This is a genomic window from Pseudomonas helmanticensis (assembly GCF_900182985.1).
In the GTDB taxonomy this organism is placed as follows: Bacteria; Pseudomonadota; Gammaproteobacteria; order Pseudomonadales; family Pseudomonadaceae; genus Aquipseudomonas; species Aquipseudomonas helmanticensis.
This window is the reverse complement of record NZ_FXUY01000001.1, coordinates 2,347,228-2,372,481: the sequence shown is the minus strand read 5'-3', so window position 1 is coordinate 2,372,481 and position 25,254 is coordinate 2,347,228. Positions and strand designations below refer to the sequence as shown.

27 protein-coding genes are annotated in these 25,254 nt (G+C 59.7%); 18 read left to right on the top strand and 9 right to left on the bottom strand.

Annotation, left to right across the window (positions count from 1 at the left end; all coding sequences use genetic code 11):
* Positions 1-115 precede the first annotated feature (115 nt).
* The 5 genes from QOL84_RS10420 to QOL84_RS10400 form a co-directional block, all read right to left on the bottom strand.
* Complete coding sequence (locus QOL84_RS10420) at positions 116-487, bottom strand: glutathione S-transferase N-terminal domain-containing protein (RefSeq protein WP_283437158.1); 372 nt, start codon at positions 485-487, stop codon at positions 116-118.
* Positions 488-591: 104 nt separating this feature from the next.
* Complete coding sequence (gene folE, locus QOL84_RS10415) at positions 592-1,137, bottom strand: GTP cyclohydrolase I FolE (protein WP_011333202.1); 546 nt, start codon at positions 1,135-1,137, stop codon at positions 592-594.
* A 78-nt stretch (positions 1,138-1,215) separates the two neighbouring features.
* On the bottom strand, positions 1,216-1,773 hold the full coding sequence (locus tag QOL84_RS10410; RefSeq protein ID WP_038366959.1) for a Smr/MutS family protein: 558 nt from the start codon (positions 1,771-1,773) through the stop codon (positions 1,216-1,218).
* Between the two features lie 74 nt (positions 1,774-1,847).
* Positions 1,848-2,168 (bottom strand): hypothetical protein, encoded by a 321-nt coding sequence (locus QOL84_RS10405; RefSeq protein WP_085732350.1) that lies wholly within the window; start codon positions 2,166-2,168, stop codon positions 1,848-1,850.
* A 130-nt stretch (positions 2,169-2,298) separates the two neighbouring features.
* Positions 2,299-2,889, bottom strand: coding sequence for a cysteine hydrolase family protein (locus tag QOL84_RS10400; protein WP_129391295.1), 591 nt, complete (start codon positions 2,887-2,889; stop codon positions 2,299-2,301).
* Positions 2,890-3,130: 241 nt separating this feature from the next.
* On the opposite strand from QOL84_RS10400, the gene prmB reads away from it, so the two are divergent.
* Complete coding sequence (gene prmB / locus QOL84_RS10395) at positions 3,131-4,039, top strand: 50S ribosomal protein L3 N(5)-glutamine methyltransferase (protein ID WP_283437157.1); 909 nt, start codon at positions 3,131-3,133, stop codon at positions 4,037-4,039.
* Between the two features lie 93 nt (positions 4,040-4,132).
* Here prmB and QOL84_RS10390 read toward each other — a convergent pair whose 3' ends face one another.
* Both QOL84_RS10390 and QOL84_RS10385 read right to left on the bottom strand, forming a co-directional pair.
* On the bottom strand, positions 4,133-4,924 hold the full coding sequence (locus QOL84_RS10390) for a hypothetical protein (RefSeq protein WP_129391298.1): 792 nt from the start codon (positions 4,922-4,924) through the stop codon (positions 4,133-4,135).
* Between the two features lie 99 nt (positions 4,925-5,023).
* A complete protein-coding gene (locus tag QOL84_RS10385) occupies positions 5,024-5,977 on the bottom strand; it encodes an alpha/beta hydrolase (RefSeq protein ID WP_129391301.1) in 954 nt (317 codons plus the stop codon).
* Between the two features lie 130 nt (positions 5,978-6,107).
* Between QOL84_RS10385 and aroC the strand changes: the two genes are divergently transcribed.
* The 5 genes from aroC to mtnC all read left to right on the top strand — a co-directional run bounded on the left by aroC (position 6,108) and on the right by mtnC (position 10,330).
* Positions 6,108-7,199: a chorismate synthase gene (aroC, locus tag QOL84_RS10380; RefSeq protein WP_283437156.1), complete on the top strand. Its 1,092-nt coding sequence runs from the start codon at positions 6,108-6,110 to the stop codon at positions 7,197-7,199.
* Between the two features lie 34 nt (positions 7,200-7,233).
* On the top strand, positions 7,234-8,379 hold the full coding sequence (locus QOL84_RS10375; RefSeq protein ID WP_129391304.1) for an MFS transporter: 1,146 nt from the start codon (positions 7,234-7,236) through the stop codon (positions 8,377-8,379).
* On the top strand, positions 8,376-9,002 hold the full coding sequence (locus tag QOL84_RS10370) for a methylthioribulose 1-phosphate dehydratase (protein WP_129391306.1): 627 nt from the start codon (positions 8,376-8,378) through the stop codon (positions 9,000-9,002). Before QOL84_RS10375 ends, QOL84_RS10370 begins: the two co-directional genes overlap by 4 nt.
* A gap of 94 nt (positions 9,003-9,096) precedes the next feature.
* On the top strand, positions 9,097-9,642 hold the full coding sequence (locus QOL84_RS10365) for a 1,2-dihydroxy-3-keto-5-methylthiopentene dioxygenase (protein WP_007914042.1): 546 nt from the start codon (positions 9,097-9,099) through the stop codon (positions 9,640-9,642).
* Positions 9,643-9,646: 4 nt separating this feature from the next.
* Entirely contained in the window at positions 9,647-10,330 is a 684-nt protein-coding gene (gene mtnC, locus QOL84_RS10360) for an acireductone synthase (protein WP_283437155.1), read from the top strand.
* Between the two features lie 191 nt (positions 10,331-10,521).
* Here the strand turns inward: mtnC and QOL84_RS10355 are convergent, their stop codons facing one another.
* Positions 10,522-10,800: a DUF3509 domain-containing protein gene (locus QOL84_RS10355; protein ID WP_129391315.1), complete on the bottom strand. Its 279-nt coding sequence runs from the start codon at positions 10,798-10,800 to the stop codon at positions 10,522-10,524.
* Between the two features lie 387 nt (positions 10,801-11,187).
* Here QOL84_RS10355 and QOL84_RS10350 point away from each other — a divergent pair, with 387 nt between their 5' ends.
* The 10 genes from QOL84_RS10350 to QOL84_RS10305 all read left to right on the top strand — a co-directional run bounded on the left by QOL84_RS10350 (position 11,188) and on the right by QOL84_RS10305 (position 20,333).
* Positions 11,188-13,026 carry a long-chain-acyl-CoA synthetase gene (locus QOL84_RS10350; RefSeq protein WP_283437154.1) on the top strand — a complete coding sequence of 613 codons (1,839 nt, stop codon included), beginning with the start codon at positions 11,188-11,190 and terminating at the stop codon, positions 13,024-13,026.
* A 97-nt stretch (positions 13,027-13,123) separates the two neighbouring features.
* A complete protein-coding gene (locus QOL84_RS10345) occupies positions 13,124-13,642 on the top strand; it encodes an ankyrin repeat domain-containing protein (protein WP_283437153.1) in 519 nt (172 codons plus the stop codon).
* Positions 13,643-13,777: 135 nt separating this feature from the next.
* Positions 13,778-14,308 carry a hypothetical protein gene (locus QOL84_RS10340; protein ID WP_283437152.1) on the top strand — a complete coding sequence of 177 codons (531 nt, stop codon included), beginning with the start codon at positions 13,778-13,780 and terminating at the stop codon, positions 14,306-14,308.
* Between the two features lie 71 nt (positions 14,309-14,379).
* On the top strand, positions 14,380-14,571 hold the full coding sequence (locus tag QOL84_RS10335) for a PLDc N-terminal domain-containing protein (RefSeq protein WP_016773784.1): 192 nt from the start codon (positions 14,380-14,382) through the stop codon (positions 14,569-14,571).
* 220 nt (positions 14,572-14,791) lie between these two features.
* The gene (speE, locus tag QOL84_RS10330) at positions 14,792-15,667 is read left to right on the top strand and encodes a polyamine aminopropyltransferase (RefSeq protein ID WP_283437151.1); all 876 of its coding nucleotides are present in this window, start codon (positions 14,792-14,794) and stop codon (positions 15,665-15,667) included.
* A gap of 204 nt (positions 15,668-15,871) precedes the next feature.
* Complete coding sequence (locus tag QOL84_RS10325; protein WP_283437150.1) at positions 15,872-16,105, top strand: hypothetical protein; 234 nt, start codon at positions 15,872-15,874, stop codon at positions 16,103-16,105.
* A gap of 212 nt (positions 16,106-16,317) precedes the next feature.
* On the top strand, positions 16,318-16,665 hold the full coding sequence (locus tag QOL84_RS10320; RefSeq protein ID WP_008080948.1) for a ribonuclease E inhibitor RraB: 348 nt from the start codon (positions 16,318-16,320) through the stop codon (positions 16,663-16,665).
* 495 nt (positions 16,666-17,160) lie between these two features.
* A complete protein-coding gene (locus QOL84_RS10315) occupies positions 17,161-18,570 on the top strand; it encodes a circularly permuted type 2 ATP-grasp protein (protein ID WP_007914061.1) in 1,410 nt (469 codons plus the stop codon).
* A 12-nt stretch (positions 18,571-18,582) separates the two neighbouring features.
* On the top strand, positions 18,583-19,533 hold the full coding sequence (locus tag QOL84_RS10310; RefSeq protein WP_129391327.1) for an alpha-E domain-containing protein: 951 nt from the start codon (positions 18,583-18,585) through the stop codon (positions 19,531-19,533).
* The gene (locus tag QOL84_RS10305) at positions 19,530-20,333 is read left to right on the top strand and encodes a transglutaminase family protein (RefSeq protein WP_008080952.1); all 804 of its coding nucleotides are present in this window, start codon (positions 19,530-19,532) and stop codon (positions 20,331-20,333) included. The genes QOL84_RS10310 and QOL84_RS10305 overlap by 4 nt, the downstream gene beginning before the upstream one ends.
* Before the next feature lie 122 nt (positions 20,334-20,455).
* Here QOL84_RS10305 and QOL84_RS10300 read toward each other — a convergent pair whose 3' ends face one another.
* The gene (locus tag QOL84_RS10300; protein WP_283438645.1) at positions 20,456-21,277 is read right to left on the bottom strand and encodes a c-type cytochrome; all 822 of its coding nucleotides are present in this window, start codon (positions 21,275-21,277) and stop codon (positions 20,456-20,458) included.
* Positions 21,278-21,862: 585 nt separating this feature from the next.
* Here QOL84_RS10300 and QOL84_RS10295 point away from each other — a divergent pair.
* Entirely contained in the window at positions 21,863-23,068 is a 1,206-nt protein-coding gene (locus QOL84_RS10295; RefSeq protein WP_283437149.1) for an acetyl-CoA C-acetyltransferase, read from the top strand.
* 24 nt (positions 23,069-23,092) lie between these two features.
* Entirely contained in the window at positions 23,093-25,237 is a 2,145-nt protein-coding gene (locus tag QOL84_RS10290) for a 3-hydroxyacyl-CoA dehydrogenase NAD-binding domain-containing protein (protein ID WP_283437148.1), read from the top strand.
* The last annotated feature ends 17 nt before the right edge of the window (positions 25,238-25,254 follow it).

Below are 25,254 nucleotides of genomic sequence, written 5' to 3'. Positions count from 1 at the left end.
TTAGTGTTGGCCAAGAGGGCCTCTTCGCGAGCAGGCTCACTCCTACAATTGGAATGCGTTCCCCTGTAGGAGTGAGCCTGCTCGCGATAGCACCTTCAGCCCCACAACAAAACCATCAGACCGCAGCAAATCGCTTGTCCAGATAATCAATAATCACCTTCGACTCATACATCCACGTCGTCTTACCATTCTCTTCAATGCGCAGGCAAGGCACCTTGATCCGGCCACCCTGTTCCAGCAGCGTCTGACGATCCTGCTGGTTGTTCTTCGCATCCTTCAGCGCCACCGGCACATTCAGACGACGCAGAGTCCGGCGGGTTTTTACGCAGAACGGGCAGGCGTTGAACTGATACAACGTCAGATCCTTCGCTGCCGCATCCACTTGGGCCTGAGCAGCGGCGGGGCGTTTTTTCTTGCCCGGACGGGTGATGAAGTCGATGAAGATAACCAGTTGGCCGAGGCCGACACGAAGCGCTTTGACGAACACGTTGAAAGCCTCACGGTGCAGATTGAGAAAGGCGCGCAGCTTACCCGATTTTTCACGGGCGAAAAAAAACCGGCGATGAATGCCGGTTTTCTTCGTGCTGCGGATTACTTGATCAGGCTGAGAAACTCGCTGCGGGTCGCAGCGTTTTCACGGAACTCACCGAGCATCACCGAAGTGATCATCGACGAATTCTGTTTCTCGACACCGCGCATCATCATGCACATGTGCTTGGCCTCGATCACCACCGCCACGCCCAGTGCGCCGGTCACCTGCTGGACAGCATCGGCGATCTGGCGGCTGAGGTTTTCCTGAATCTGCAGGCGGCGGGCGTACATGTCGACGATCCGCGCGACCTTCGACAGGCCCAGCACTTTGCCGCTCGGGATGTAAGCAACGTGCGCCTTGCCGATAAACGGCAGCAGGTGGTGTTCGCACAACGAGTACAGCTCGATGTCCTTGACCAGCACCATTTCGCTGTTGTCGGAGCTGAACAGGGCACCGTTGGTGACCTCTTCGAGCGTCTGTTGATAACCGCGGCAGAGGTACTGCATGGCTTTGGCGGCACGCTTTGGCGTGTCGAGCAGGCCCTCGCGGGAGACGTCCTCGCCCAGTTGGCCGAGAATCGCGGTGTAATTCTGTTCCAGGGACATGAAACTACCTGTGGGGGATTTTCGCAAAGGGCAAGGGTACGGTGGCGGACACGACCCTGCAAGTTCGGTGTAACGGGATTATTCGTCGCGACCTTCCATCATCGTGCGTTTAAGCATCACGTACACCGCGCCGGCACCGCCATGTTTGGCCTGGCACGAACAGAACCCAAGCACCTGCGCATGCTGACGCAACCAGGTGTTGACGTGGCTTTTGATCATCGGCCGCTTGCCGTCCAGGCGCACGGCCTTGCCGTGGGTGACACGCACGCAGCGGATTTCGAATTTTGTCGCTTCAGCGAGAAAGGCCCAGAGGGTTTCGCGGGCCTTTTCCACGCTCATGCCGTGCAGGTCGAGGCTGCCTTCGAACGGGATCTGACCGACCTTGAGCTTGCGCATCTGACTTTCCTGCACGCCGTCGCGTGACCACATCAACTCGTCTTCCGGGCCGACATCGATCACGAACTGATCGGACAGACCATCCACGGTAGCGGTGTCGGTGCGCACGGTGGCGGACTGGCGCAGCTTGGCAATCTGTGCGCGGTCAGCCTTGGGTTTGCCGGTGTCGGCGCGGTCGTGCTTGATCGGCTTGACGCCTTGGATCGCACTTTTGAACAGGGAAAAATCGTCGTCTTGCATGTCAGCCTCCGCGAAGGGCGGCCAGTTTACCCAAGTCGAAACAAAACGGCCCGGCAAAAAGCCAGGCCGGTGAATCAGTCGTGTTTTTTCATCAGGTGCGGGGACATGTTCAGTTCCCGCGATTGCCGTGCGCGACGGCGGCAGCGGCGCCACAGGGCGACACCGAAATACAGAAACAGCAAACCGACCGCCAGAATGATCGCCGAACCCATCGGTGTAGCGTTCAAATCACCGAGCGCCGGAGGGTGCCCGATCAGGCTGGCCGCTCCGGCCATTGCCAACAACACGCCGAAGGTGGCCAGAATGGCCGCGATCGCCGCGCCGAATCGAAAACGCCAGTTGCTTTGGCCTTTGGGCCGCAAGCGGCGTGCGTCAAATCCATCGGATAACTTCATTCCGACCTTCCTCAATGGGTATCGGCCCTTCGACCGGGAGTTGACCGGGTTGTTCCTGAGGCTATGGCATTTGCGGCAAATGAGAGGATTTTGCGGATGAGCGGCGCGCTGAACCGCTCATTAGAGCAGATCAGATCAGGTCTTGAGTCAGCGCGAGGGTGGCGAAGTTGTCGGCCATGATCGCCATTTCCGCTTCCTGAACCAGTTCGGCGCTCAGTACCCGGCCCTTGAACGGCAGGTCGCGGGTGGCGCAGGCGTCTTCGACCAGCGTGCAGCGGAACCCGAGGTTCTTCGCCGCACGCACGGTGGTGCTGACGCTGGAATGGCTCATGAAACCGCAAACGATCAGGTCCAGAGAGCCGAGGTTTTGCAGACGGTCGAGCAATTCGGTGCCATGGAAGGCGCTCGGCAGCAGCTTGCCGATGATGGTTTCATCACCCTGCGGTTCAAGCCCAGGGATGAATTCGCCACGTTCGCCCTGTGGGTCGAACAGGCCACCAACGGTGCCGAGATGACGCACGTGCACGATCGGCCGACCGGCTGCACGGGCTGCGGCAACAATTTGTTTGATGTTCGCGACGGCCGCGTCCATGCCGCTCAGGGCCAACGGGCCGCTGAGATATTCTTTCTGGGCATCGATGATGACCACGGTGGCATGGCTCAGTGTGGCCGCTGCATAACCGCGACCGCTGAGTTGAAACATCGTTTTTGGAACGGACATTCTGGGGCTCCTTGGGGTGGGGCTTTTGCGACATTGTCCTCTGGCTGAGCGGTTCTGTGAATCGCTACCATCGTAGGCACCGTCGTTACTGGCCTGCAGCCATGTCAAGTTACACGTTATGTTGAACCGCTGAAGCAAAAAGACACAAAACGCCTACCGTCGCCGCGACGATTTTCCTGCGTCGTCGGCGCGCGTTTTGGCTGGTAGAATCGCCAGTCGTTTTTTCTGGAGTTCTGCCCCCGTGATCACTTCCCGACTTCGTACCCTGCGCGACCACATCCGTTGGGCCGTCAGCCGCTTCCATGGGGAGGATCTGTTTTTCGGCCATGGCACCGACAATGCCTGGGACGAAGCCCGGCAGTTGGTACTCGGTGCGTTGCACCTGCCGTGGGAAATCGCCGACAGCTACCTCGATTGTGCGCTGGAAGACGACGAACTGGTGAACCTGCAACGCCTGCTCAAGCGCCGTATCGAAGAACGTATACCGACCGCTTACCTGTTGGGTGAAGCGTGGTTCTGCGGCATGTCGTTCATCGTCGACGAGCGCGTGTTGATCCCGCGCTCACCGATTGGTGAACTGATCGAAAACCATTTTGCCCCGTGGATCGGCACCGAGCCTGCGCGCATTCTCGACCTGTGCACCGGTTCCGGCTGCATCGGCATCGCCTGTGCCTACGAGTTCCAGAATGCCGAAGTGGTGCTGGCGGATCTGTCGTTCGAAGCGCTCGAAGTGGCTAACCAGAACATCGAGCGCCATGGCGTCGATGAGCGTGTGTACACCGTGCAGGGCGACGGTTTCGATGGCCTGCCGGGGCAGCGTTTCGACCTGATCGTGTCGAACCCGCCTTACGTCGATGCGGAAGATTTCGCCGACATGCCGGATGAATATCAGCATGAGCCCGAGCTGGGCCTGGCGTGTGGCGATGATGGTCTGAACCTGGTGCGCCGGATGCTCGCGGAAGCGGCGGATCATCTGACCGAGAAGGGTTTGCTGATTGTCGAAGTGGGCAACAGCCAGGTGCACGTTGACGCGCTGTACCCGGAAGTCGATTTTGCCTGGCTCGAATTCGAGCGCGGCGGGCATGGCGTGTTCATGCTGACCGCTGAACAGTGCCGCGCTCACCAGGCCTTGTTCGCTTCCCGCGTCTAAGGCCTAAAAGCAAAAGATCGCAGCCTTCGGCAGCTCCTACAGGGTGTACACCAATTCCAATGTAGGAGCTGCCGAAGGCTGCGATCTTTTGATCTACCGGTGCGTGGCAATCCAGATCAACAGCCCCGCCTGAAACACCGCAAACGCCACCAGACAAGTAATCGTAAAGCGCAGCCCAGCGTCTTCACGCTTGAACTTGCCGACTTTCTCTTCCTGCTTCTTCAGCTTCACTTCCTGCTCGGCCAGATTCTGCTCGGCCTGCTGAAGCATCTGCGCCGCTTCGAGAATCTCGACGTTCTGCAGCTTTTCGCTGTTCCAGTCGCCCAGCAAGTCACCGACCTGCACTTCCTTGACGCTGCCCTTCAAATGCTGGGCATCGGCGTACACCACATCAAACCCGTGGACGCGCAGGAAATGATCGCGACGCAGCCGCGTGTCTTCATTCAGCGCGTCCTTGTTGTTCAAGTCCATGCCGTCGACGGTGTACGTCGGCCAACGCTTTTTCGCCCAGTTGATCCCTTGCGCCGCCATGTAACGGCCGATGCCACGGTTCAACGGCTCGATCTGCAGGCCGCTGTCCGGGCCGAAATGCACACGCTTGGTCGTGTGATTGACCCAGATATCGAGGTGATTCTGTTCTTTGCGCACGCGCTGGCCAGGCAGCTTGATTTCCATGCGCATCAGGCTGTGTTCTTTGCTGTTGCGCTCGGCATAGCCGAACTCGACAAAGCGCAGCGGCCGGCCACCGGTGTGACGATCAGTCTGCAACGGGGCCAGGCGGAGCATCTTGTGGTGCTCGACATGGACATCCGCCCACGGCAGCTCGGCCGCTGGCGGTGCGTCTTTTTCAGCGGTGGTGTCGGGTGAAGTCGGGGTATCAGTCATAACGGCGAGATCCTGTCCAAGCCCTGCTTGTCGCCAGCCATTGCGCTGGCGACAAAGGCTTATCGGCCGTTTTTGTCAGGACTGGAGGGCAAACAACGCTTAACGGGTGCGAAGTCCGTCAATAAACTCGATGATTTTGCTGCCCAGTTCTGCCGCCAGGGGCAAATTCGGATCCTTGTACGAGGCCAATTGCCGCTTCATGTCGTTGTGGACGATGCGCAATACATGGTTCATGCCTTCGATCACCACCAGTTCGGCGTCGGGTTTGGCAGCCTTGAGCAGCTTCGCGTCATCGACGCCGACCTGAATGTCGTTGCTGCCCTGAACAATCAGCGCCGGCATCTGCAATTGCGCGAAAGCCTTGGCTGGATCCTGACGGAACAGCGAAATCAGATACGGCTGCACGCTCGGACGGAATATCACCTGCAACGGTTGCGGCACATTGTCATCGGTGTGGCCGGCCTTGAGGCTGTCGAGCAGCTCATTGCTGCGCAGCATCAGTGGCGGCGGCAGGCTGCGCGCCAGTTGTTGGCGCAACACCTCATCAATCGGTCGGGCAGTGCCGGACAGCGAAATCAGCGCTGCCGCATCAGCATTCGGTGCCGCCAGCGTGGCGATCATCGCGCCTTCGCTGTGGCCGAGCAGGATCAACGGGCCGAATCGCGGATCGGCCTTGAGTTTGCGCGCCCACGCCTGGGCGTCGGCGACATAGGCTTCCACCGACAAGTTACGTTCATCCGGGGTCGCAGCCAGGCTCGCCGCTACACCACGCTTGTCGTATCGCACACTGGCGATGTTGTGTTTGGCCAGCACCCAGGCCAGCCGTTTCAGGCTGTCGTTGCGCCCGCCGTCGGGGTTGTTTCCGTCACGATCCGTAGGGCCGGAGCCAGAAATGATCAGGACAACCGGCACCGGACTGTCGGACTTTGGCAGCAACAGCGAGCCGAAAAGCTCGCCAGTGCCGGTGTCCAAAGTTACCGGGCGTTGTAGGACCGTCGCTTGGGCAAAGCCCGTAAACAGGGTAAGACTCAAGATCAAAACTCGCAGCATCATCACGCCATCATTCGCCAAGGTGCCGGTTGGACTCACCCGCACCACTAAGGTTCGAGGATGAACTACTCGGTTAGCCTGCGTATACTGGCGCGCATCACGAATTTGGGTTTGATTTCACGGAGCGTCCTGCATGTCCGGCAATACCTATGGCAAGTTGTTCACTGTCACCACCGCTGGCGAAAGTCATGGTCCGGCGTTGGTCGCCATTGTCGACGGCTGCCCGCCGGGCCTGGAGATTTCCCTCGAAGACCTGCAGCGCGACCTCGATCGCCGCAAGCCCGGCACCAGCCGCCACACCACCCAGCGTCAGGAAGCCGACGAAGTCGAAATCCTTTCCGGTGTGTTCGAAGGGCGCACCACCGGTTGCTCGATCGGCCTGCTGATCCGCAACACCGACCAGAAGTCCAAGGACTACTCGGCGATCAAGGATCTGTTCCGCCCGGCCCACGCCGACTACACCTACCACCACAAATACGGCGAGCGCGACTACCGTGGCGGCGGCCGCAGCTCGGCGCGCGAAACCGCGATGCGCGTAGCGGCCGGTGCGATCGCCAAGAAATACCTCGCCACCCAAGGCATCGTCATCCGTGGCTACATGAGCCAACTCGGCCCGATCGAAATCCCGTTCAAGACCTGGGATTCGGTGGAAGAGAACGCCTTCTTCAGCCCGGATCCGGACAAAGTCCCTGAGCTGGAAGCCTACATGGACCAGTTGCGCCGCGATCAAGACTCGGTCGGCGCAAAAATCACCGTGGTTGCCGAAGGCGTCATGCCCGGTCTGGGCGAGCCGATCTTCGACCGCCTCGACGCCGAACTGGCCCATGCGCTGATGAGCATCAACGCCGTCAAAGGCGTGGAAATCGGCGCCGGTTTCGCCTCGGTTGCCCAACGCGGCACCGAACACCGCGATGAAATGACCCCGCAAGGCTTCCTCAGCAACAACGCCGGCGGCATCCTCGGCGGCATTTCCTCCGGTCAGCCGATCATTGCCCATCTCGCGTTGAAACCAACGTCGAGCATCACCACCCCGGGCCGTTCGATCGACATCCACGGCAACCCGGTCGACGTCATCACCAAGGGCCGTCACGACCCGTGCGTCGGCATCCGCGCCACGCCGATTGCCGAAGCGATGATGGCCATCGTGCTGATGGATCACCTGCTGCGTCACCGTGGCCAGAACGCCGATGTACGCGTGAGCACGCCGGTGCTGGGTCAGCTTTGATGGCGGGCTCTAAAGCCGTCGCGGCATAACCGGCGTGGCGGCGCTCCCTTACTGGCGGCTGTCCAGTTTCTACCTGTTCTATTTCGCCTTGCTCGGGTCGACAGCGCCGTTTCTGGCGCTGTACTTCGATCATCTCGGCTTCAGCGCCGCACGCATTGGCGAGCTGGTGGCGATCCCGATGCTGATGCGCTGCGTGGCGCCAAACATCTGGGGCTGGCTCGGCGACTACACCGGCAAGCGCCTGGCCATCGTGCGCTTTGGCGCAGTGTGCACGTTGCTGACCTTCTCGCTGATCTTCGTCAGCAAGACCTACGCCTGGCTGGCGATGGTCATGGCGCTGCACGCGTTCTTCTGGCACGCGGTGTTGCCGCAGTTCGAAGTCATCACTTTGGCGCATTTGCAGGGGCAGACCTCGCGTTACAGCCAGATTCGCCTGTGGGGTTCGATCGGTTTCATCATCACCGTGGTTGCCCTCGGTCGTCTGTTCGAATGGCTGAGCCTCGACATTTACCCGGCGGCGCTGGTGCTGATCATGGCCGGCATCGTCCTCAGCAGTCTGTGGGTGCCGAACGCGCAGCCGCCACAAGGCAACCGGTCAAGCGGCGACGGATTCCTCAAGCAACTGCGCAATCCCGGCGTACTGGCGTTTTATGGCTGCGTGGCGCTGATGCAAATGAGCCACGGCCCGTATTACACCTTTCTGACCCTGCACCTGGAACGACTCGGCTACACACGCGGCACCATCGGCATGCTCTGGGCCGTGGGTGTCGTCGCCGAAGTGCTGATGTTCATGTGCATGAGCCGGATTCTCGCGCGGGTTTCCCTGCGCCGGGTGCTGATGGCGAGTTTTCTGCTGGCGGCGCTGCGCTGGTTGCTGCTAGGTTCGTTCGCCGAGTTCCTGTGGGTGCTGTTGTTCGCGCAGATTCTGCACGCGGCGACCTTCGGCAGTTTTCACGCCGCGGCCATCGCTTTCGTGCAACGTAGCTTCGGCGCCCGTCAGCAAGGGCAGGGCCAGGCACTGTATGCGGCACTCGCCGGTACCGGCGGCGCCATGGGTGCGTTGTATTCCGGCTACAGCTGGAATGCCCTCGGCGCGACATTGACCTTTAGTATTGCCAGTCTCGCGGCGCTCGCTGCTGCCGTTATCATTGCCACACGTATGCAAGAGGACAGGCCATGAGCCTTACGCGTGAACAGCTCGCCCAGCAAATCGTCGACGCCGGGCGTTTTCTTTATGGTCGCGGCTGGTCGCCGGCCACCAGCAGCAATTACTCGACACGCCTGTCGCCGAGCGAAGCGCTGTTGACCGTGTCCGGCAAGCACAAGGGCCAGTTGGGTCTGGACGATGTGCTCGCCACCGATCTGTCGGGCAACAGCCTGGAACCGGGCAAAAAGCCCTCCGCCGAAACCCTGCTGCACACCCAGTTGTATAGCTGGCGCGCGGAGATCGGTGCGGTGCTGCACACCCATTCGGTCAACGCCACGGTGCTGTCGCGCCTGACCCCGGAAGACTTCATCGAGTTCGAAGACTACGAACTGCAAAAAGCCTTCAGTGGCATCTCGACCCACGAATCGCGAGTGCGCGTGCCGATTTTCGACAACGATCAGGACATTGCGCGCCTCGCCGCCAAGGTGCAGCCTTGGCTCGACGCCCATCCCGATTGCGTCGGTTATCTGATCCGCGGCCACGGCCTCTATACGTGGGGCGCGCAGATGAACGACGCGTTGCGGCAGATCGAGGCCTTTGAATTCCTGTTTGAATGCGAATTGAAAACCCGCAGCGTCATGAACCGCCAAGGCTGACTTCACCGGAAGTAGCCCATTTGCCTGATGAAATGCTCTGCCCGACCGGTCTGCAAGAACCGGACGGCAAGGCCGATACCGAGGAATTGCCCCAATGAGCAGCCTGTCCGTCTATCACGTCTCAAGCCCCGACATTCCCAACAAAGTGCTGACTCACTTTGAAGACATCGCCTCGACCCTGGCCGAGCAGGGCGTGCGCTTCGACCGTTGGCAAGCTGCGGCGAAGATCCAGCCCGGCGCTACGCAGGAAGAAGTGATCAGCGCTTATAAAGAGCAGATCGACAAGCTGATGACCGAGCGCGGTTACATCACCGTCGATGTCATCAGCCTCAACAGCGATCACCCGCAAAAAGCCGAATTGCGCGCCAAGTTCCTCGAAGAACATCGCCATGGCGAAGACGAAGTACGCTTTTTCGTCGCCGGCCGTGGGCTGTTTACTCTGCACATCGACGATTACGTCTACGCGGTACTCTGCGAGAAGAACGATCTGATCTCGGTACCGGCCGGCACCAAACACTGGTTCGACATGGGCGAGCATCCGCATTTCGTCGCGATTCGCTTGTTCAACAATCCAGAAGGTTGGGTTGCCAATTTCACCGGCGAAGACATCGCCGGCCGTTTCCCGCGTCTGGAGGACTGATTCGATGTCGATCAAAGCCATTGTCACCGACATCGAAGGCACCACCAGCGCGGTGAGTTTCGTGTTTGACGTGCTGTTTCCCTACGCGGCCAAACACCTGCCGGATTTCGTTCGGCAGAACGCCGAGCGTGCCGATGTCGCCGAGCAACTCGACGCCGTGCGCCGTGACAGCAATGCACCGCAGGCCGAGGTTGAACGGGTCGTTGAAATTCTCTTGAGCTGGATCGAGGAAGATCGCAAAGCCACGCCGCTCAAGGCCTTACAGGGTATGGTCTGGGCGCAGGGTTATCACGCCGGGCAGTTGAAAGGGCATGTTTACCCGGACGCCGTTGAAGCACTGCAACGCTGGCACGCGGCGGGTTATCAACTGTTTGTGTATTCGTCCGGCTCGATTCAGGCGCAGAAGCTGATCTTCGGCTGCTCGGAGGCGGGGGATCTAACGCCGCTGTTCGACGGTTTCTTCGACACCACGTCGGGGCCCAAGCGTGAGGCGCAGTCTTACACCAACATCCAGCAAGCCATCGGCGTTGAACCGGAAGAGATTCTATTCCTCTCCGACATCGTCGAAGAACTCGACGCCGCGCAATCGGCCGGCCTGCAGACCTGCGGCCTGGCCCGCGAAGGCGGCGAGCTGGGAAGCCACATCGCCGTCGACACATTCTCCGGCATAGAACCCGAAGCCTTCTGACCACCCAAAACCCCTGTAGGCGCTGCGGCACGCCGCGATTTTTTGATCCTTATCTTTAAGAACAAGATCAAAAGATCGCAGCGTTCCGCAGCTCCTACAAAGAGTTAGCGATCGTAGTAGAGATCGCGCATAAAAAAACAGGCCGTGAAGCGCATGCTCCACGGCCTGTTTCGTTTAAGGCGTTTTACAAATTACAGCGAGTGATACGTCGGCAGCGCAAAACGCTGCTGGCTCTGCAACATGGCAATTTGCGGCAACTCGCTGGCTTGTTCGGCCAGGTCACGGCGAATCGCGCTGATCGCCCACGACAGTTGGTCACCGGCATGCAGTTGCTGATAGGTCAGTGCGCGTTTAAACACCTTGCCGTCGCTGCTGCGCAGAGTCAGCAGGATCCCGCCATCGGGACGTGGCGCGGTGGTGACTTCGAAGTTGGAGAACAGCGAGGTAAATTTTTCTTGGATCAGGCTCATGTCTTTCAGCTCCGTATGCACTTGAATGGCAAGCATGCAGAGGAGGTTGCAGAGATTGTGCCAGCATTTTAAATTTAAAATATCCTTATAAATCAATGTGTTGTAAATAACGAGATTTTCAGGTGTCGTGCAATCTGCATGAGTGGCCATCGTGCATCCTGCATTTTGCGGGATCGTTGTCGATTTGACGGAACCATTCGATTACTTGGCGATCCTCGTCGCATCCGCACAAACAGCGGATACAAAACATTGCAAAAACCGCGTGTACAGCCCGAGAAGTGCTGACGTATTTTCGATCTCGATCCACGCTCCAATGCGTCGGTTGCACCAAGCCATTGCCCGAAAATAAAAACACCGGCCAACACCAAGGCCGAACGGGGAGCTGTCATGAGTCACGCGCCAAGCGACACGATTACCTGGGGCATGATGCTCCGCAAACTGCCGATGATTGCCAAAGCCATCCCGCGGGTGGTCAAGGGCATGAAGGTAGCCAACGTCACGGATCCGACCCAAAGCTGTGGCCTTGGCTGGACATTTGAACAAGCGACCCTGCGCAATCCCCAAGGCCCGGCGTTATTGCAGGGCGAGGTCGTGTTGACCTACACGCAGGTCAATCAATGGGCCAATCGCATCGCTCATTATTTGGGCGGGCAGGGCATTGGCAAGGGCGACGTGGTGGCGGTGTTCGTCGAGAACCGTCCGGAATTGCTGGTGACGATTCTGGCGCTGGCCAAGATCGGTGCCGTCAGTGCGTTGCTCAACACTTCTCAGACTCGCGACACGCTGATCCACAGCGTGAATCTGGTGGCGCCGGTGGCGATCGTCGTCGGCGAAGAATTGAGTCCCGCGTTTGCGGCAGTGCGCGAGCAAGTATCGATAGCGTCGCAGCGCACCTGGTTCATTGCCGACCACGACACCTACAGCCATCCGGGGATTGCGCCCGACGGTTACGTCAACCTGATCAGCGCCAGTGCCGATGCCAGCAGCGAAAATCCGCCGAGCAGCCGGCAGGTATTTTTCAACGATCCGTGTTTCTACATTTACACCTCAGGCACCACGGGCCTGCCCAAGGCCGGGGTGTTCAAACATGGCCGCTGGATGCGCAGTTCAGCGAGCTTCGGCATGATCGCTCTCGACATGCGCCCCGACGACGTCGTCTATTGCACCTTGCCGCTGTACCACGCCACCGGCCTCTGTGTGTGTTGGGGCTCGGCGGTCAACGGCGCTTCCGGTTTCGCGATTCGGCGCAAATTCAGCGCCAGCCAGTTCTGGAACGATGTGCGCCGCTATCGCGCGACCACTATTGGTTACGTCGGCGAGTTGTGCCGTTATCTGGTCGACCAACCGGCCAGCGCCGACGACAGCCGTCACGACGTGCGCAAGATGATCGGCAACGGCTTGCGCCCCGGTGCCTGGGCCGAGTTCAAGACACGCTTCGCGGTCGAACACATCTGTGAGCTTTACGCGGCGAGCGACGGCAACATCGGCTTCACCAACATTCTCAACTTCGACAACACCATCGGTTTCTCGCTGATGGCTTGGGAGTTGGTCGCCTACGACCATGACAGCGGTGCGCCGATCCGCAGCGCCGACGGGTTCATGCGCAAGGTCGGCAAAGGCGAGCAGGGCCTGTTGCTGGCGCGGATCGACGAGAAAGCGCCGCTGGACGGTTACACCGATCCTCAGAAAACCGCCAAGGTCGTGTTGCACGACGTGTTCAGTAAGGGCGATCGTTTCTTCAACACTGGCGATCTGCTGCGCAACATCGGTTTCGGCCACGCGCAATTTGTCGATCGACTCGGCGACACCTATCGCTGGAAGGGCGAAAACGTCTCGACCACGGAAGTCGAAAACCTGTTGCTGCAACACCCGCATATCTCCGAGGCGGTGGCGTATGGCGTGGAAATCCGCAACACCAACGGCCGCGCCGGCATGGCGGCAATCACCCCGGCAGAATCCTTGGCCACGCTGGATTTTGCCGAGTTACTGACGTTTGCCCGCGAACGCATGCCCGCCTATGCGGTGCCGTTGTTCTTGCGGGTGAAAGTCAAAATGGAAACCACCGGCACCTTCAAATACCAGAAGACGCGCCTGAAAAACGAAGGCTTCGACCCCGGTCAGACGGGCGATGACCCGATCTACGCATGGCTGCCTGGTACGCAGACTTATGTTCGAGTCACTGACGAAGTGTTGACGGAAATTCATCAGGGCAAGCATCGTTATTGATTCTGGCTATAAGCGCTTTTGAGAAAAAGGGGGTGACAGCTTTCGCCGCGCTCGGGAAACTGTCGGCTTTCCGATCGACCGAAAGTGGAGTTGCCCCATGTCCGACCAAAGCCGCCAGATGACCCCTGAAGAAGCTGCCGAATTCACCGAGCAGGTTTTCAACAAGGCGCGCGACGGTGATGCCGAGATGCTTGATCGCCTGGTCACCGCCGGTTTGCCGGTGAACCTGAAAAACAGCAAGGGCGACACTTTGCTGATGCTGGCCAGCTATTACGGCCATGTCGACGCGGTGCAGGTGCTGCTCAAGCACAAGGCTGATCCGGAAATGCGCAATGGCAACGGCCAGAGCCCGATTGCCGGTGCGGCGTTCAAAGGTGACCTGGCCGTGGTGAAAGCGCTGGTCGAGGCCGGTGCCGAGATCGAAGGTTCGTCGTTCGATGGCCGCACGGCGTTGATGATGGCGGCGATGTTCAACCGTGTTGAAATCGTTGATTACCTGATCAGCAAAGGCGCCAACGCGCAGGCCAAGGACGCCAACGGCGTGACCGCGCTGGACGCGGCGCGGACCATGGGCGCGGTTGATACCATGGCGCAGCTGGAAAAATTGTTGGGTTGATAAGGTCAAAAGATCGCAGCCTGCGGCAGCTCCTACACTGATTCCTCTGTAGGAGCTGCCGCAGGCTGCGATCTTTTGCTTTGTGCGCTATCCTCCGCGCCCTGAAATTTCACCTTCGCCACAGGATCCGCCCTCATGAAAGCCGCACTCGTCGAACTCATCAGCAAAATCAGCTCCGGCTGCATGGGCGAGGACGAGATCCTGAAAGTGGCCGAGGAAGCGGCGCAAGCCTACGCCGATGCCGACGCTTTTCTGACCGCCAACCCGGACATCAACTACGACGACACCTTCCCGATTCCGCTGGGCGAGTGGGTCGTGGTCGGCAGCCTGCCGGAAACCGTGCTATTCCAGGCTGACTCCTATGGCGACCTGTTTGCACAGATCGTTGCCTCGTTCGGCCCGGGCGTCGATTTCAACCTCAAGCCCAAGCAACTGGCCAAGACCGAAGCGTTGACCGCACTCAACCGCATCCAGGTGCAGATGAGCAGCATGAACAAGGAAAACGGCGGCTACACGTTGATGAACTTCAGCCAGTTGCTCGATGACGAGCTGCAAATGGTGCTGGTCTACGGCAATGACGTACCGCGCGTCCTCGAATTGTGCGCTGAGGCTGGCATCACTGCGGCACCTGCGCTGGAAGCGCTGAAAATCGCTGTTCACGTCTGAGCGCAATAAAAGGGAACCCTGCGCGCGACCGTCTATCCTAAAAGTGCATGCCACTATTCTGGAGCAACGCCATGGGTTCCACGTTCAACGGTCTGATCGGCCTGATCATTCTCGCCCTCGACATCTGGGCCATCATCAACGTGCTGAAAAGCGGCGCCTCCACCGGGATGAAAATCGTCTGGGTGTTGCTGATCATCCTCCTGCCAGTGCTGGGCCTGATCATCTGGGCAATCGCCGGCCCACGAGGCAACGTCCGGATCTGAATCAACCAACACCGCGATACCCCTGTAGGAGCTGCCGAAGGCTGCGATCTTTTGATCTTGCTTTTAAAAATCAATGTCAAAAGATCGCAGCCTGCGGCAGTTCCTGCAGGGATTGTGGTTGTGAGGTTCGACCTGTCATCTTCGGCAACGTAGAATGCGCGCCTTTCCCGGGCAATCGTCCCCACGATTAACGCCCGCGCATTCATCGGAGCACTTCACCATGACCGTCACCAAGACCAGCGAGTACCTGGAAACCCTCTACGAAGGCTACGGCCAGCGTTTTCGCATGGAAAAACTGCTGCACGAAGTGCGCACCGAACACCAGCACCTGGTGATCTTTCAGAACCCGCGCATGGGCCGTGTCATGGCGCTGGACGGCGTGATCCAGACCACCGAAGCCGACGAATTCATCTACCACGAAATGCTCACCCACGTGCCGATCCTCGCCCACGGCAGCGCCAAGCGCGTGTTGATCATCGGTGGCGGTGACGGCGGCATGCTGCGCGAAGTAAGCAAACACGCCGGCGTCGAACACATCACCATGGTCGAGATCGACGGCACCGTGGTCGACATGTGCAAAGAGTTCCTGCCGAACCACTCCAGCGGCGCCTACGACGATCCACGTCTGAACCTGGTGATCGACGACGGCATGCGTTTCGTCGCCACCACCACGGAAAAATTCGACGTGATCATCTCCGACTCCACCGACCCGATCGGCCCGGGCGAAGTGCTGTTCTCGGAGAACTTCTACCAGGCCTGCCACCGTTGCCTGAACGAAGGCGGCATCCTCGTGACCCAGAACGGCACGCCGTTCATGCAGATCGACGAAGTGAAAACCACCGCCGGGCGCCTGAACAGCCTGTTCCCGGACTGGCACTTCTACCAGGCAGCCGTGCCGACCTACATCGGCGGCTCGATGACCTTCGCCTGGGGCTCGACCCATCCGGCCTACCGCAAGCTGAGCCGTGAAACCCTGCAGCAGCGTTTCATCGGCAGCGGCATCGTCACGCGCTACTACAACCCGGAAATCCACATCGGCGCATTCGCCTTGCCGCAATACGTGCTGCAGGCGATCAACAAGCCAAGCAACGACTGATATTGAACCTGTAGGAGCTGCCGCAGGCTGCGATCTTTTGATTCTGATCTTAAAAACAAGATCAAAAGATCGCAGCCTGCGGCAGCCCCAGTGACAGATGTCGTTTTTTTCATCTTCGTCCGCTGTAATCCTTTTGAACCAACCCCCGGCGTATAAGTCGAGATAGGTGTAAGCCCATTTGCGGGTTTGATCGAGGAGGCACCGATGCAAAAGTGGAAAGTCACTTTCGTGGACGATCATGGTGAAATTGTCGATGAGGTGTTCGAGCGCGCGGAATGCCCCAGCGACGATGAGGCCGCTCGATTGATCAAGGCACGGCTTCTGCCCGTTGCTGCCGAACTGGATCTCAACGATCTGGAAGGGCGTACCCCCGACGCGGGGGCGAAAAGCCTGAAAACCCAGAACAGCATCGAAATCCGCAGCATTACTCCCGTCTGACATTCTTCCTGTCACCTTTCACACCAGGCCTTGGCAGCAGCTCTATCTTGGGGCTACTCTGCAAGCGAGATCAGCGAACGGATCGCTAAGGTCTGGTCTTGTCAGCTACATGCTTGTTTCCCGCCGGCAACCCCGTTGCCGAAGTGCTTTGGCCTGTAAGGCCCGGGGCGGGAATACGGAAAGTCTATCCATCTATGCGAGGGGGACGATTCATGAGCACAGCCTATCAAGAAGACATCAGCAGCAATGTTCTGCGCCGCATGAAAGAAGGCGGTTTCGATTTTTCCCGATTCCATCCCATCGAGTTCTACGCCATTTTCCCGGACGAGGAGCGGGCGCGCAGGGCTGCAGGCAAATTTCGTGGTGAATCCATCAATGCCCAGGTCAGTGTGCGTGATGATGGCGCGTGGGCGCTGGAATTGAGCAAGGTGATGTACGCGACATATGACGACATTGGCGATTTCGAGCAGGGCTTTTCGGCAGTGGTCGAGCCCTTGGGCGGGATAATCGAGGGCTGGGGGGTGAAACAGGAGGTGCGTAGCCGCCACCGGTTGAATTGAATTTTTATAGATAGAAGATCAAAAGATCGCAGCCTTCGGCAGCTCCTACAGGTGATTGGTGTAGGAGCTACAGGAGGCTGCGATCTTTTGCTTTCAAAACATTTCCAAAAGGCAAAAAAAAGCCACCGAAAAGGGTGGCTAAAAGGGAAGACCGATAAGGAGAGGAAACCGGTCAGGGTTACAGCGGGTCGGGCTGCGGGAGCAGTCCAGGTCAGTTGAGCTGGCGACTTCGCGGCGCTGTGCGCGGGGAAGTTTTGCAGCGAATGCGCGGATTATCCGCAGCCAAGGCCGGGCAGTGAAATCAACTCTGACTATGCTGCTGATAGGCGATGCAGTGCGTCGCAATGAAGCGGGGGCAATCAGGTTGGGGCATTTGCCGCACAGGAATGGTGCGGTGTCTCTGGCGTGAATATCCAACCGATTGAAATCAAAGCGTTTATGCCGATGGCACGGGCCTTGCGAAGGCCTGTATGTCCGGGTGACAAGGAGTACGGCATGATCCGCACCTATTTTGATGAGATGTACGATGCCGGCGGCCAGGTTCGCCCGCATTATCGGGAGTTCGCCCGATGGCTGGCCGACACGCCTGACGAGCTGCTGGCCCAACGGCGCCGCGAGGCCGATCTGCTGTTCCATCGTGCCGGGATTACCTTCACGCTCTATGGGGACGAGCAGGGCACAGAGCGCCTGATTCCTTTCGACACCATTCCGCGCAGCATCCCCGCCAGTGAATGGCGGATCGTCGAGCGCGGCTGTATCCAGCGGGTCAAGGCGTTGAACATGTTCCTCGCCGACCTCTATCACGAGCAGCGCATCATCAAGGCCGGGATCATTCCCGCCGAACAGGTGCTGGCCAACGAGCAATACCAGTTGGCGATGCAAGGTCTGGATCTGCACCGCGATATCTATTCGCACATCTCCGGCGTCGATCTGGTGCGCGATGGCGACGGCACGTATTACGTGCTCGAAGACAACCTGCGCACGCCGAGTGGCGTCAGCTACATGCTCGAAGACCGCAAGATGATGATGCGCCTGTTCCCTGAGCTGTTCGCCGCGCAACGCATTGCGCCAATCGATCACTACCCGAACCTGCTGCTCGATACCCTGAAAAGCTCCAGCCCGATTGACGACCCAAGCGTCGTGGTGCTGACGCCGGGGCGCTTCAACAGTGCCTTTTTCGAACATGCGTTTCTCGCCCGGGAAATGGGCGTCGAGCTGGTCGAAGGCGCGGACCTGTTCGTGCGTGACGACAAAGTCTTCATGCGCACCACCGATGGCCCGAAAGCGGTAGACGTGATCTACCGCCGCCTCGACGACGCGTTCCTCGATCCGTTGGCGTTCAACCCGGATTCAATGCTCGGCGTGCCGGGGCTGCTGTCGTCCTATCGTTCCGGCAACGTGGTGCTGGCCAATGCCATCGGCACCGGCGTGGCGGACGACAAATCGGTATACCCGTTTGTCACCGACATGATCCGTTTCTACCTCGACGAAGAACCGATCCTGAAAAACGTGCCGACCTGGCAATGCCGCAACCCGTCTGAACTTTCCCATGTGCTGGCCAATCTTCCAGATCTGGTGGTCAAGGAAACCCAAGGCTCCGGCGGTTACGGAATGCTGGTGGGGCCGGCGTCGACGAAGGCCGAAATCGATGCCTTCCGCGAGCGCATCAAGGCCAAGCCTCACGCTTACATCGCGCAACCGACGCTGTCGCTGTCGACCTGTCCGACCTTTGTCGAAAACGGCATCGCGCCGCGCCACATCGACCTGCGCCCGTTTGTCTTGTCCGGGCGTGAAACCCGCGTGGTGCCTGGCGGTTTGACCCGCGTCGCACTGCGCGAAGGCTCTCTGGTGGTGAACTCATCCCAGGGCGGCGGAACCAAGGACACCTGGGTGGTCGAGGATTGAAGGAAGCTTGCCATGTTAAGTAGAACTGCCTCGGATCTGTATTGGATGTCGCGTTACCTGGAGCGGGCGGAAAACCTCGCACGGATGCTCGACGTCAGTTATTCGCTGTCGCTGATGCCGCAGGACGGTCGCGGCGATGGTCTGCACGAACTGGCCATGCCGTTGCTGATCACCGGCACCCTTGAGGATTATCTGGAGCGTCATGGCGCGTTGCATGCCGAACGCCTGCTGCACTTTTTTGCCCTCGATGCGGCCAATCCGGCGAGCATCTACAGCTGCCTCGGCGCGGCACGGGCGAGTGCTCATGCGGTGCGTGGACGTATCACGGCGGACATGTGGGAGAACATCAACTCGACGTGGCTGGAAATTCGCGGGATCGCCGAACAAGGTCTCAGTCGCTATGGCATGAGCCGTTTCTGCGAATGGATCAAGGAGCGTTCGCACCTGTTTCGTGGCGCCTCTTACGGCACGATCATGCGAAACGATGCGTTCCGTTTCATTCGTCTCGGCACCTTTATCGAGCGTGCGGACAACACTTTAAGACTGCTCGATGCACGCTACGAAATGGCCGGCGATCAGGCCGAAGCGGTCAGCGACGGCACGGCCCACGCGTATTACCAGTGGAGCGCGTTGCTGCGCGCCTTGTCGTCGTTCGAGGCCTACACCGAAATCTATCGCGACGCGCCCGGCGCCCGGCACGTCGCCGAGTTGTTGCTGTTGCGCGCCGATGTGCCGCGTTCGCTGAGGGCCTGCACCGAAGAGATCGACCAGATTCTCGCGCAGTTGCCCGGCGCCAACGGTCGCCCCGCGCAACGTCTGGCCGCCGAAATGGACGCGCGCCTGCGCTACACCGGCATCAACGAAATCCTCGAGGAAGGCCTGCACGCCTGGCTGACCGAATTCATCCCGCTGGTGCGCCAGTTGGGTAACGCCATTCACAGTTCCTACCTGGAGGCTGCATGAGACTTTCCATTAGCCACGAGACCACTTATCACTACGAAGATAAGGTGCGGGCGAGCATCCAGTACCTGCGACTGACACCCCACGACAGCGAGCGCCAGCATGTGCTGAGCTGGCAGCTCGACCTGCCACGGCCGGTGCGTGCGCAGCTCGATCCGTTCGGCAACATCCTGCACGTGCTGACCATGGACGAGCCGCACGAGGCGATCATCATTGGCGCGCGGGGGCAGGTCGATATCGATGAGTTGCGCGAGGCCGAACACGAAAGCCAGTCGGCGCTGCCGTTTCTGCGCTTTACCCGCTTGACCGAGGCGGATGAGGCCCTGCGCGCATTTGCGGAAAAATCCTGCAAGCAACGGCGCGATCGCACCGCGCTGATCGATCTGATGCACGGCCTGAACCAGCACATGACCTACACGCCGGGTTCGACCGAAGTCGACACCAGCGCCGCCGAAGCCTTCGCCGGGCGTGCCGGGGTTTGTCAGGATCACACCCATGCGTTTCTGGCCTGTGCGCGCAGTCTGGGTGTGCCGTCGCGTTACGTTTCGGGATATTTGTACAGCGAGGATTGTGAACACCTGGCCAGTCATGCCTGGGCGGAAGCCTGGCTGGATGACGCCTGGTACAGCTTCGATGTGACCAACGAACTGGCGCGGCCGGAGCGGCATCTTAAGCTGGCGGTGGGTCTGGACTATCTCGATGCCTGCCCGGTGCGCGGCATGCGCCGAGGCGGCGGATGCGAGCAGATGCACGCGAAGGTGTTCGTCTCGCCGACCCCGATCATCTCCGTCCAGCAACAGTAAACACCATCCCCTGTAGGAGCTGCGGCACGCTGCGATCTTTTGATCTTTTGATCTTGATTCCAAAGATCAAAAGATCGCAGCCTCGTTGCACTCGACAGCTCCTACAGAGGGGGGCGCAAGCGTCAGGGTTTAACCTTGCGTCCGGCCATGTGCTTCAGATACCCGACCAACATTTCCAGATCCCCATCCGGCAACACATCCGCCGAAAACCCCGGCATCTTCGCCTGCGGCCACTGGCGCAAACTCTGCGGATCACGAATGTAGCGCTTCAGGAAGTCCACGCCGAAATACTCGGTCGGGTTATACGGAATATTCAGATCCGGCCCGAACTGCGCATCCCCGGCACCGTTCAATCGGTGACACGCCAGGCAATTCTTCTGAAACAACGCAAACCCCAGATTCACCGGATCATCTTTCCTCAACGCCGGATCAGGCAGCAGGGCAGGGAACCGCTCCGCCACCGGCGCCATGCGCTTGATGCTCGCCACTTCGAACGGCCACTGTTCCGGGCTGATATTGCCGGCCTGCGGATCCGTCCACACCAGATAGAACGGCCCGGCGCTGTGCTTGCCTTCCGACAACGGCGGCCACGGTTGGGCCGGGTCTTCGATTGCCAGCCAGGCTCGCGCGCCTTGGCGGTTGAGCAGCGGCGCTGCGGCCAGTTCCGCAGCGAACCCGTCCAGCGCCACGGCTTGCAGGTGATCTTCCGGCTTGATGCCGGTGAGAAGCGCGGCCACGGGCACGGCGCGATAGGTCATGTCCTTCTTGTAGGACACGTCGTTTTTAATCGTCAGGGTTTGCACCTGAGGATGCTTGAGCAACTCCTCGGTCTGCCAGGTGCGACTGTTCTCACCCAGTTGCAAGTCCAACTGCGCGGCAGACAAGGGCATGCTCAGCAGCATGGCCCCGAACACAATGAGCGCTTTCAAATGATCGCCGTCCATGTCGTGGAAGTGCGCAAAGGTTGGCACAGCCACGCTGGCCCGGGTAGCGGGCCAGTCATATTTTCAGTGGCGATAAACCGCACCTGCCGCTTGAGTCAGCCGATTACCTTGGTCAAATTCGGCAAAATCAACAACAGCGTCGTGGCGAAAAGAATGAGTCCTGCTTGACGAACTTTCGGTTGTTTGAACATGGCTTGACCGCCTTTATTGTTATTTCCTGATGCGTGCCTGCATATCCATGACGGCGCGCGTTGCACTTCCTGTTGAAGAACGTCTGTCCCGGCAAAACCCGACGACCCTGACGTACATGTACTACCTTAGGGCCCGCGTCACGCTTGGCTTAGATCCATTTCATATGGAGCTTTAAGAAATTGCGATTAAAAAGGCATGAGGCGTATTGCCAGCTTCTTTGCCGCCCGCTTGCTAGACAACTCGGCGACCTGAACCGGTTCACCCAAGGCTTGATGACCGTCCGTCTGAGCGTGTGCGTCAACCGCATTGAGCGCTGTGGTCATTGAATCTGCGACCGCTCGGGTCAAGAGTGAAGGCACAAGAAATCACTCACCGCACAGGTTCGAGGACGTCATGACCCAAGCTTTGATTTTCGACGCGTTACGCACGCCCCGTGGCAAAGGCAAAGCGGATGGCGCCTTGCACAGCGTCAAACCGGTGAATCTGGTCGCCGGCCTGCTGAGCGCTCTGCAAACGCGCACCGCGCTGGACACCAGCCAGGTTGATGACGTGGTCCTCGGCTGCGTCACGCCGATTGGCGATCAGGGCTCCGACATCGCCAAAACCGCGGTGCAAGTGGCCGATTGGGATGTCAGCGTCGCGGGCGTGCAGATCAACCGCTTCTGCGCTTCGGGTCTGGAGGCGGTGAACCTCGGCGCGATGAAAGTGCGCTCCGGTTTTGAAGACCTGGTGGTGGTCGGTGGCGTCGAGTCGATGTCGCGGGTGCCGATGGGCAGCGATGGCGGCGCCTGGGCGCTGGACCCGCAGACCAACCTGCACAGCCACTTCACCCCGCAGGGCGTCGGTGCGGACTTGATCGCCACGCTCGAAGGCTTCAGCCGCGAGGACGTCGATGCCTACGCCCTGTATTCGCAACAGAAAGCGGCACGGGCGCGGGCCGATGGTTCGTTCAACAAATCGCTGGTGCCGGTGCAGGATCAGAACGGCATCATCCTGCTCGATCACGATGAGTTCATTCGCGCCGAATCGACGCTGGAAGGCCTGGGCAAGCTCAAGCCGAGTTTCGAAATGATCGGCCAGATGGGCTTCGACGCGACCGCGCTGCGGGTCTACAGCCATGTCGAACGAATCAACCACGTGCACACGCCGGGCAACAGTTCCGGGATCGTCGACGGTGCCGCGCTGATGCTCATCGGCTCCGAAGCCAAGGGCCGCGCACTGGGCCTGCAACCACGGGCGCGGATTGTCGCCACGGCGGTGACCAGCACCGATCCGACCATCATGCTTACCGGCCCTGCTCCGGCGACGCGCAAAGCGCTGGCCAAGGCCGGACTGCGCGTGGAGGACATCGACCTGTTCGAGGTCAACGAAGCGTTTGCTTCAGTGGTGCTGAAGTTCATCAAGGACATGGCCGTCGATCCGGCCAAGGTCAACGTCAACGGTGGCTCCATCGCCATGGGCCATCCGCTGGGCGCCACCGGGTGCGCGATCCTCGGCACCCTGCTCGATGAACTGGAAGCGCGGCGTCTGCGCTTTGGCCTGGCGACGCTCTGTGTCGGCGGCGGCATGGGCATTGCCACCATCATCGAACGCCTCTGAGCCCCGAATTCAAGGAACCTTGTTATGAGCGAAGCCATTCGTTACGAAAAAGGCCAGGACGGCATCGTCGTGCTGACCATCGACATGCCGGGCCAGAGCGCCAACACCATGAACGCCGTGTACCGCGAGGCCATGGCCGCGTGCGTCGCCCGGCTGCTGGCGGAAAAAGACAGCATTGCCGGCGTGATCATCACGTCAGCGAAGAAAACCTTCTTTGCCGGCGGCGACCTCAATGAGCTGATCAAGGTCGGAAAGCCTGAAGCCAAAGCCTTCTACGACATGGTGCTGACCCTCAAAGGGCAATTGCGCACCCTGGAAACCCTCGGCAAACCGGTGGTCGCAGCGATCAACGGCGCGGCGCTGGGCGGTGGCTGGGAAATCTGTCTGGCCTGTCATCACCGCGTGGCGGTGGACGATGCGTCGGTGCAACTCGGTCTGCCGGAAGTGACCCTCGGCCTGCTGCCGGGCGGCGGCGGGGTGGTGCGCATGGTGCGCATGCTCGGTATCGAAAAAGCGTTGCCGTATCTGCTCGAAGGCAAGAAAGTCCGATCGCAGCAGGCGTTGCAGGCCGGTCTTATCGACGACCTGGCGGCGGATCGTGATGAACTGCTGGCCAAGGCGCGCGCCTGGATCGTTGCCAATCCGGCAGCGGTGCAGCGTTGGGACGTGAAGGGCTATCAGCTTCCTGGCGGCACGTCGTCGAACCCGAAAGTCGCGCAAATGCTGGCGATTGCGCCGTCGATCCTGCGTAGCAAGACCCAAGGCACGATGCCCGCGCCGGAGAAGATTCTGTGTGCGGCGGTTGAGGGCGCTCAGGTCGATTTCGACACCGCGCACTTGATTGAAACGCGCTATTTCACCGAACTGACCACCGGGCAGATTTCGAAAAACCTGATCGGTACGTTCTGGTTCCAGCTCAACGAGATCAATGCCGGCGGATCGCGGCCGCAGGGCTTCGCGCCCTATGTCACGCGCAAGGTTGGCGTGCTCGGTGCCGGGATGATGGGTGCCGGGATTGCTTTCGTCAGTGCTTCGGCGGGTATTGACGTGGTGCTCAAGGACGTCAATCTCGCGGCCGCCGAGAAGGGCAAGGCGCATTCGGCGGCGTTGCTCGACAAGAAAGTTGCCCGTGGGCAGATGACAGTCTCACAGCGTGAGACTGTGCTGGCGCGGATCACCCCATCCGAGGCCGATGCGGATCTGGCCGGTTGCGACCTGATCATCGAAGCGGTGTTCGAGGATCGCGAGCTCAAGGCCAAGGTGTCTGTGGCCGCGCAGCAGGTGGTGGGCGCCGACGCGGTCATTGCTTCCAATACATCGACCCTGCCGATCACCGGTCTGGCGAGCGCCGTACCCGATCAAAGCAAATTCATCGGCCTGCATTTTTTCAGCCCGGTGGAGAAAATGCCGCTGGTGGAAATCATCAAAGGTGCGAAAACCAGCGATGAAACCCTCGCTCGCGGCTTCGATTTCGTCCTGCAAATCAAGAAGACCCCGATTGTGGTCAACGACAGTCGCGGCTTCTTTACCTCACGCGTATTCGGCACCTTCACCAATGAAGGCATTGCCATGCTCGGTGAAGGCGTCAGTGCACCGATGATCGAGACTGAAGCGCGCAAGGCCGGGATGCCGGTCGGGCCTCTGGCGATCTCTGACGAAGTTTCTCTCAGCCTGATGAGCCATATCCGCAAGCAAACGGCCAAAGACCTACAGGCCGAAGGGAAACCGCTGATTGAGCACCCGGCGTTCGCCGTGATTGACTTGCTGCTCAACGAATACAAGCGTCCGGGCAAGGCCGCTGGCGGTGGTTTTTATGAATACCCGGCTGCTGGCCAGAAGCATCTGTGGCCAGAACTGAAGACGCGCTTCGAGAAGGCCGACGGGCAGATCTCACCGAAGGATGTGCGTGATCGTTTGCTGTTCGTGCAGGCTATCGAAACCGTGCGCTGTGTGGAGGAGGGCGTGCTGACGTCGACGGCGGACGCCAACGTCGGCTCGATCTTCGGCATTGGTTTCGCCGCGTGGACCGGTGGTGCGCTGCAGTTCATCAATCAGTACGGCGTAAAGGATTTTGTGGCCCGCGCGCAATATCTCGCCGAACAGTATGGCGAGCGCTTTGCGCCGCCAGCATTGCTGCTGGATAAAGCGGCAAAAGGTGAAATGTTCTAGGGGCAGCGAGCTTTCCG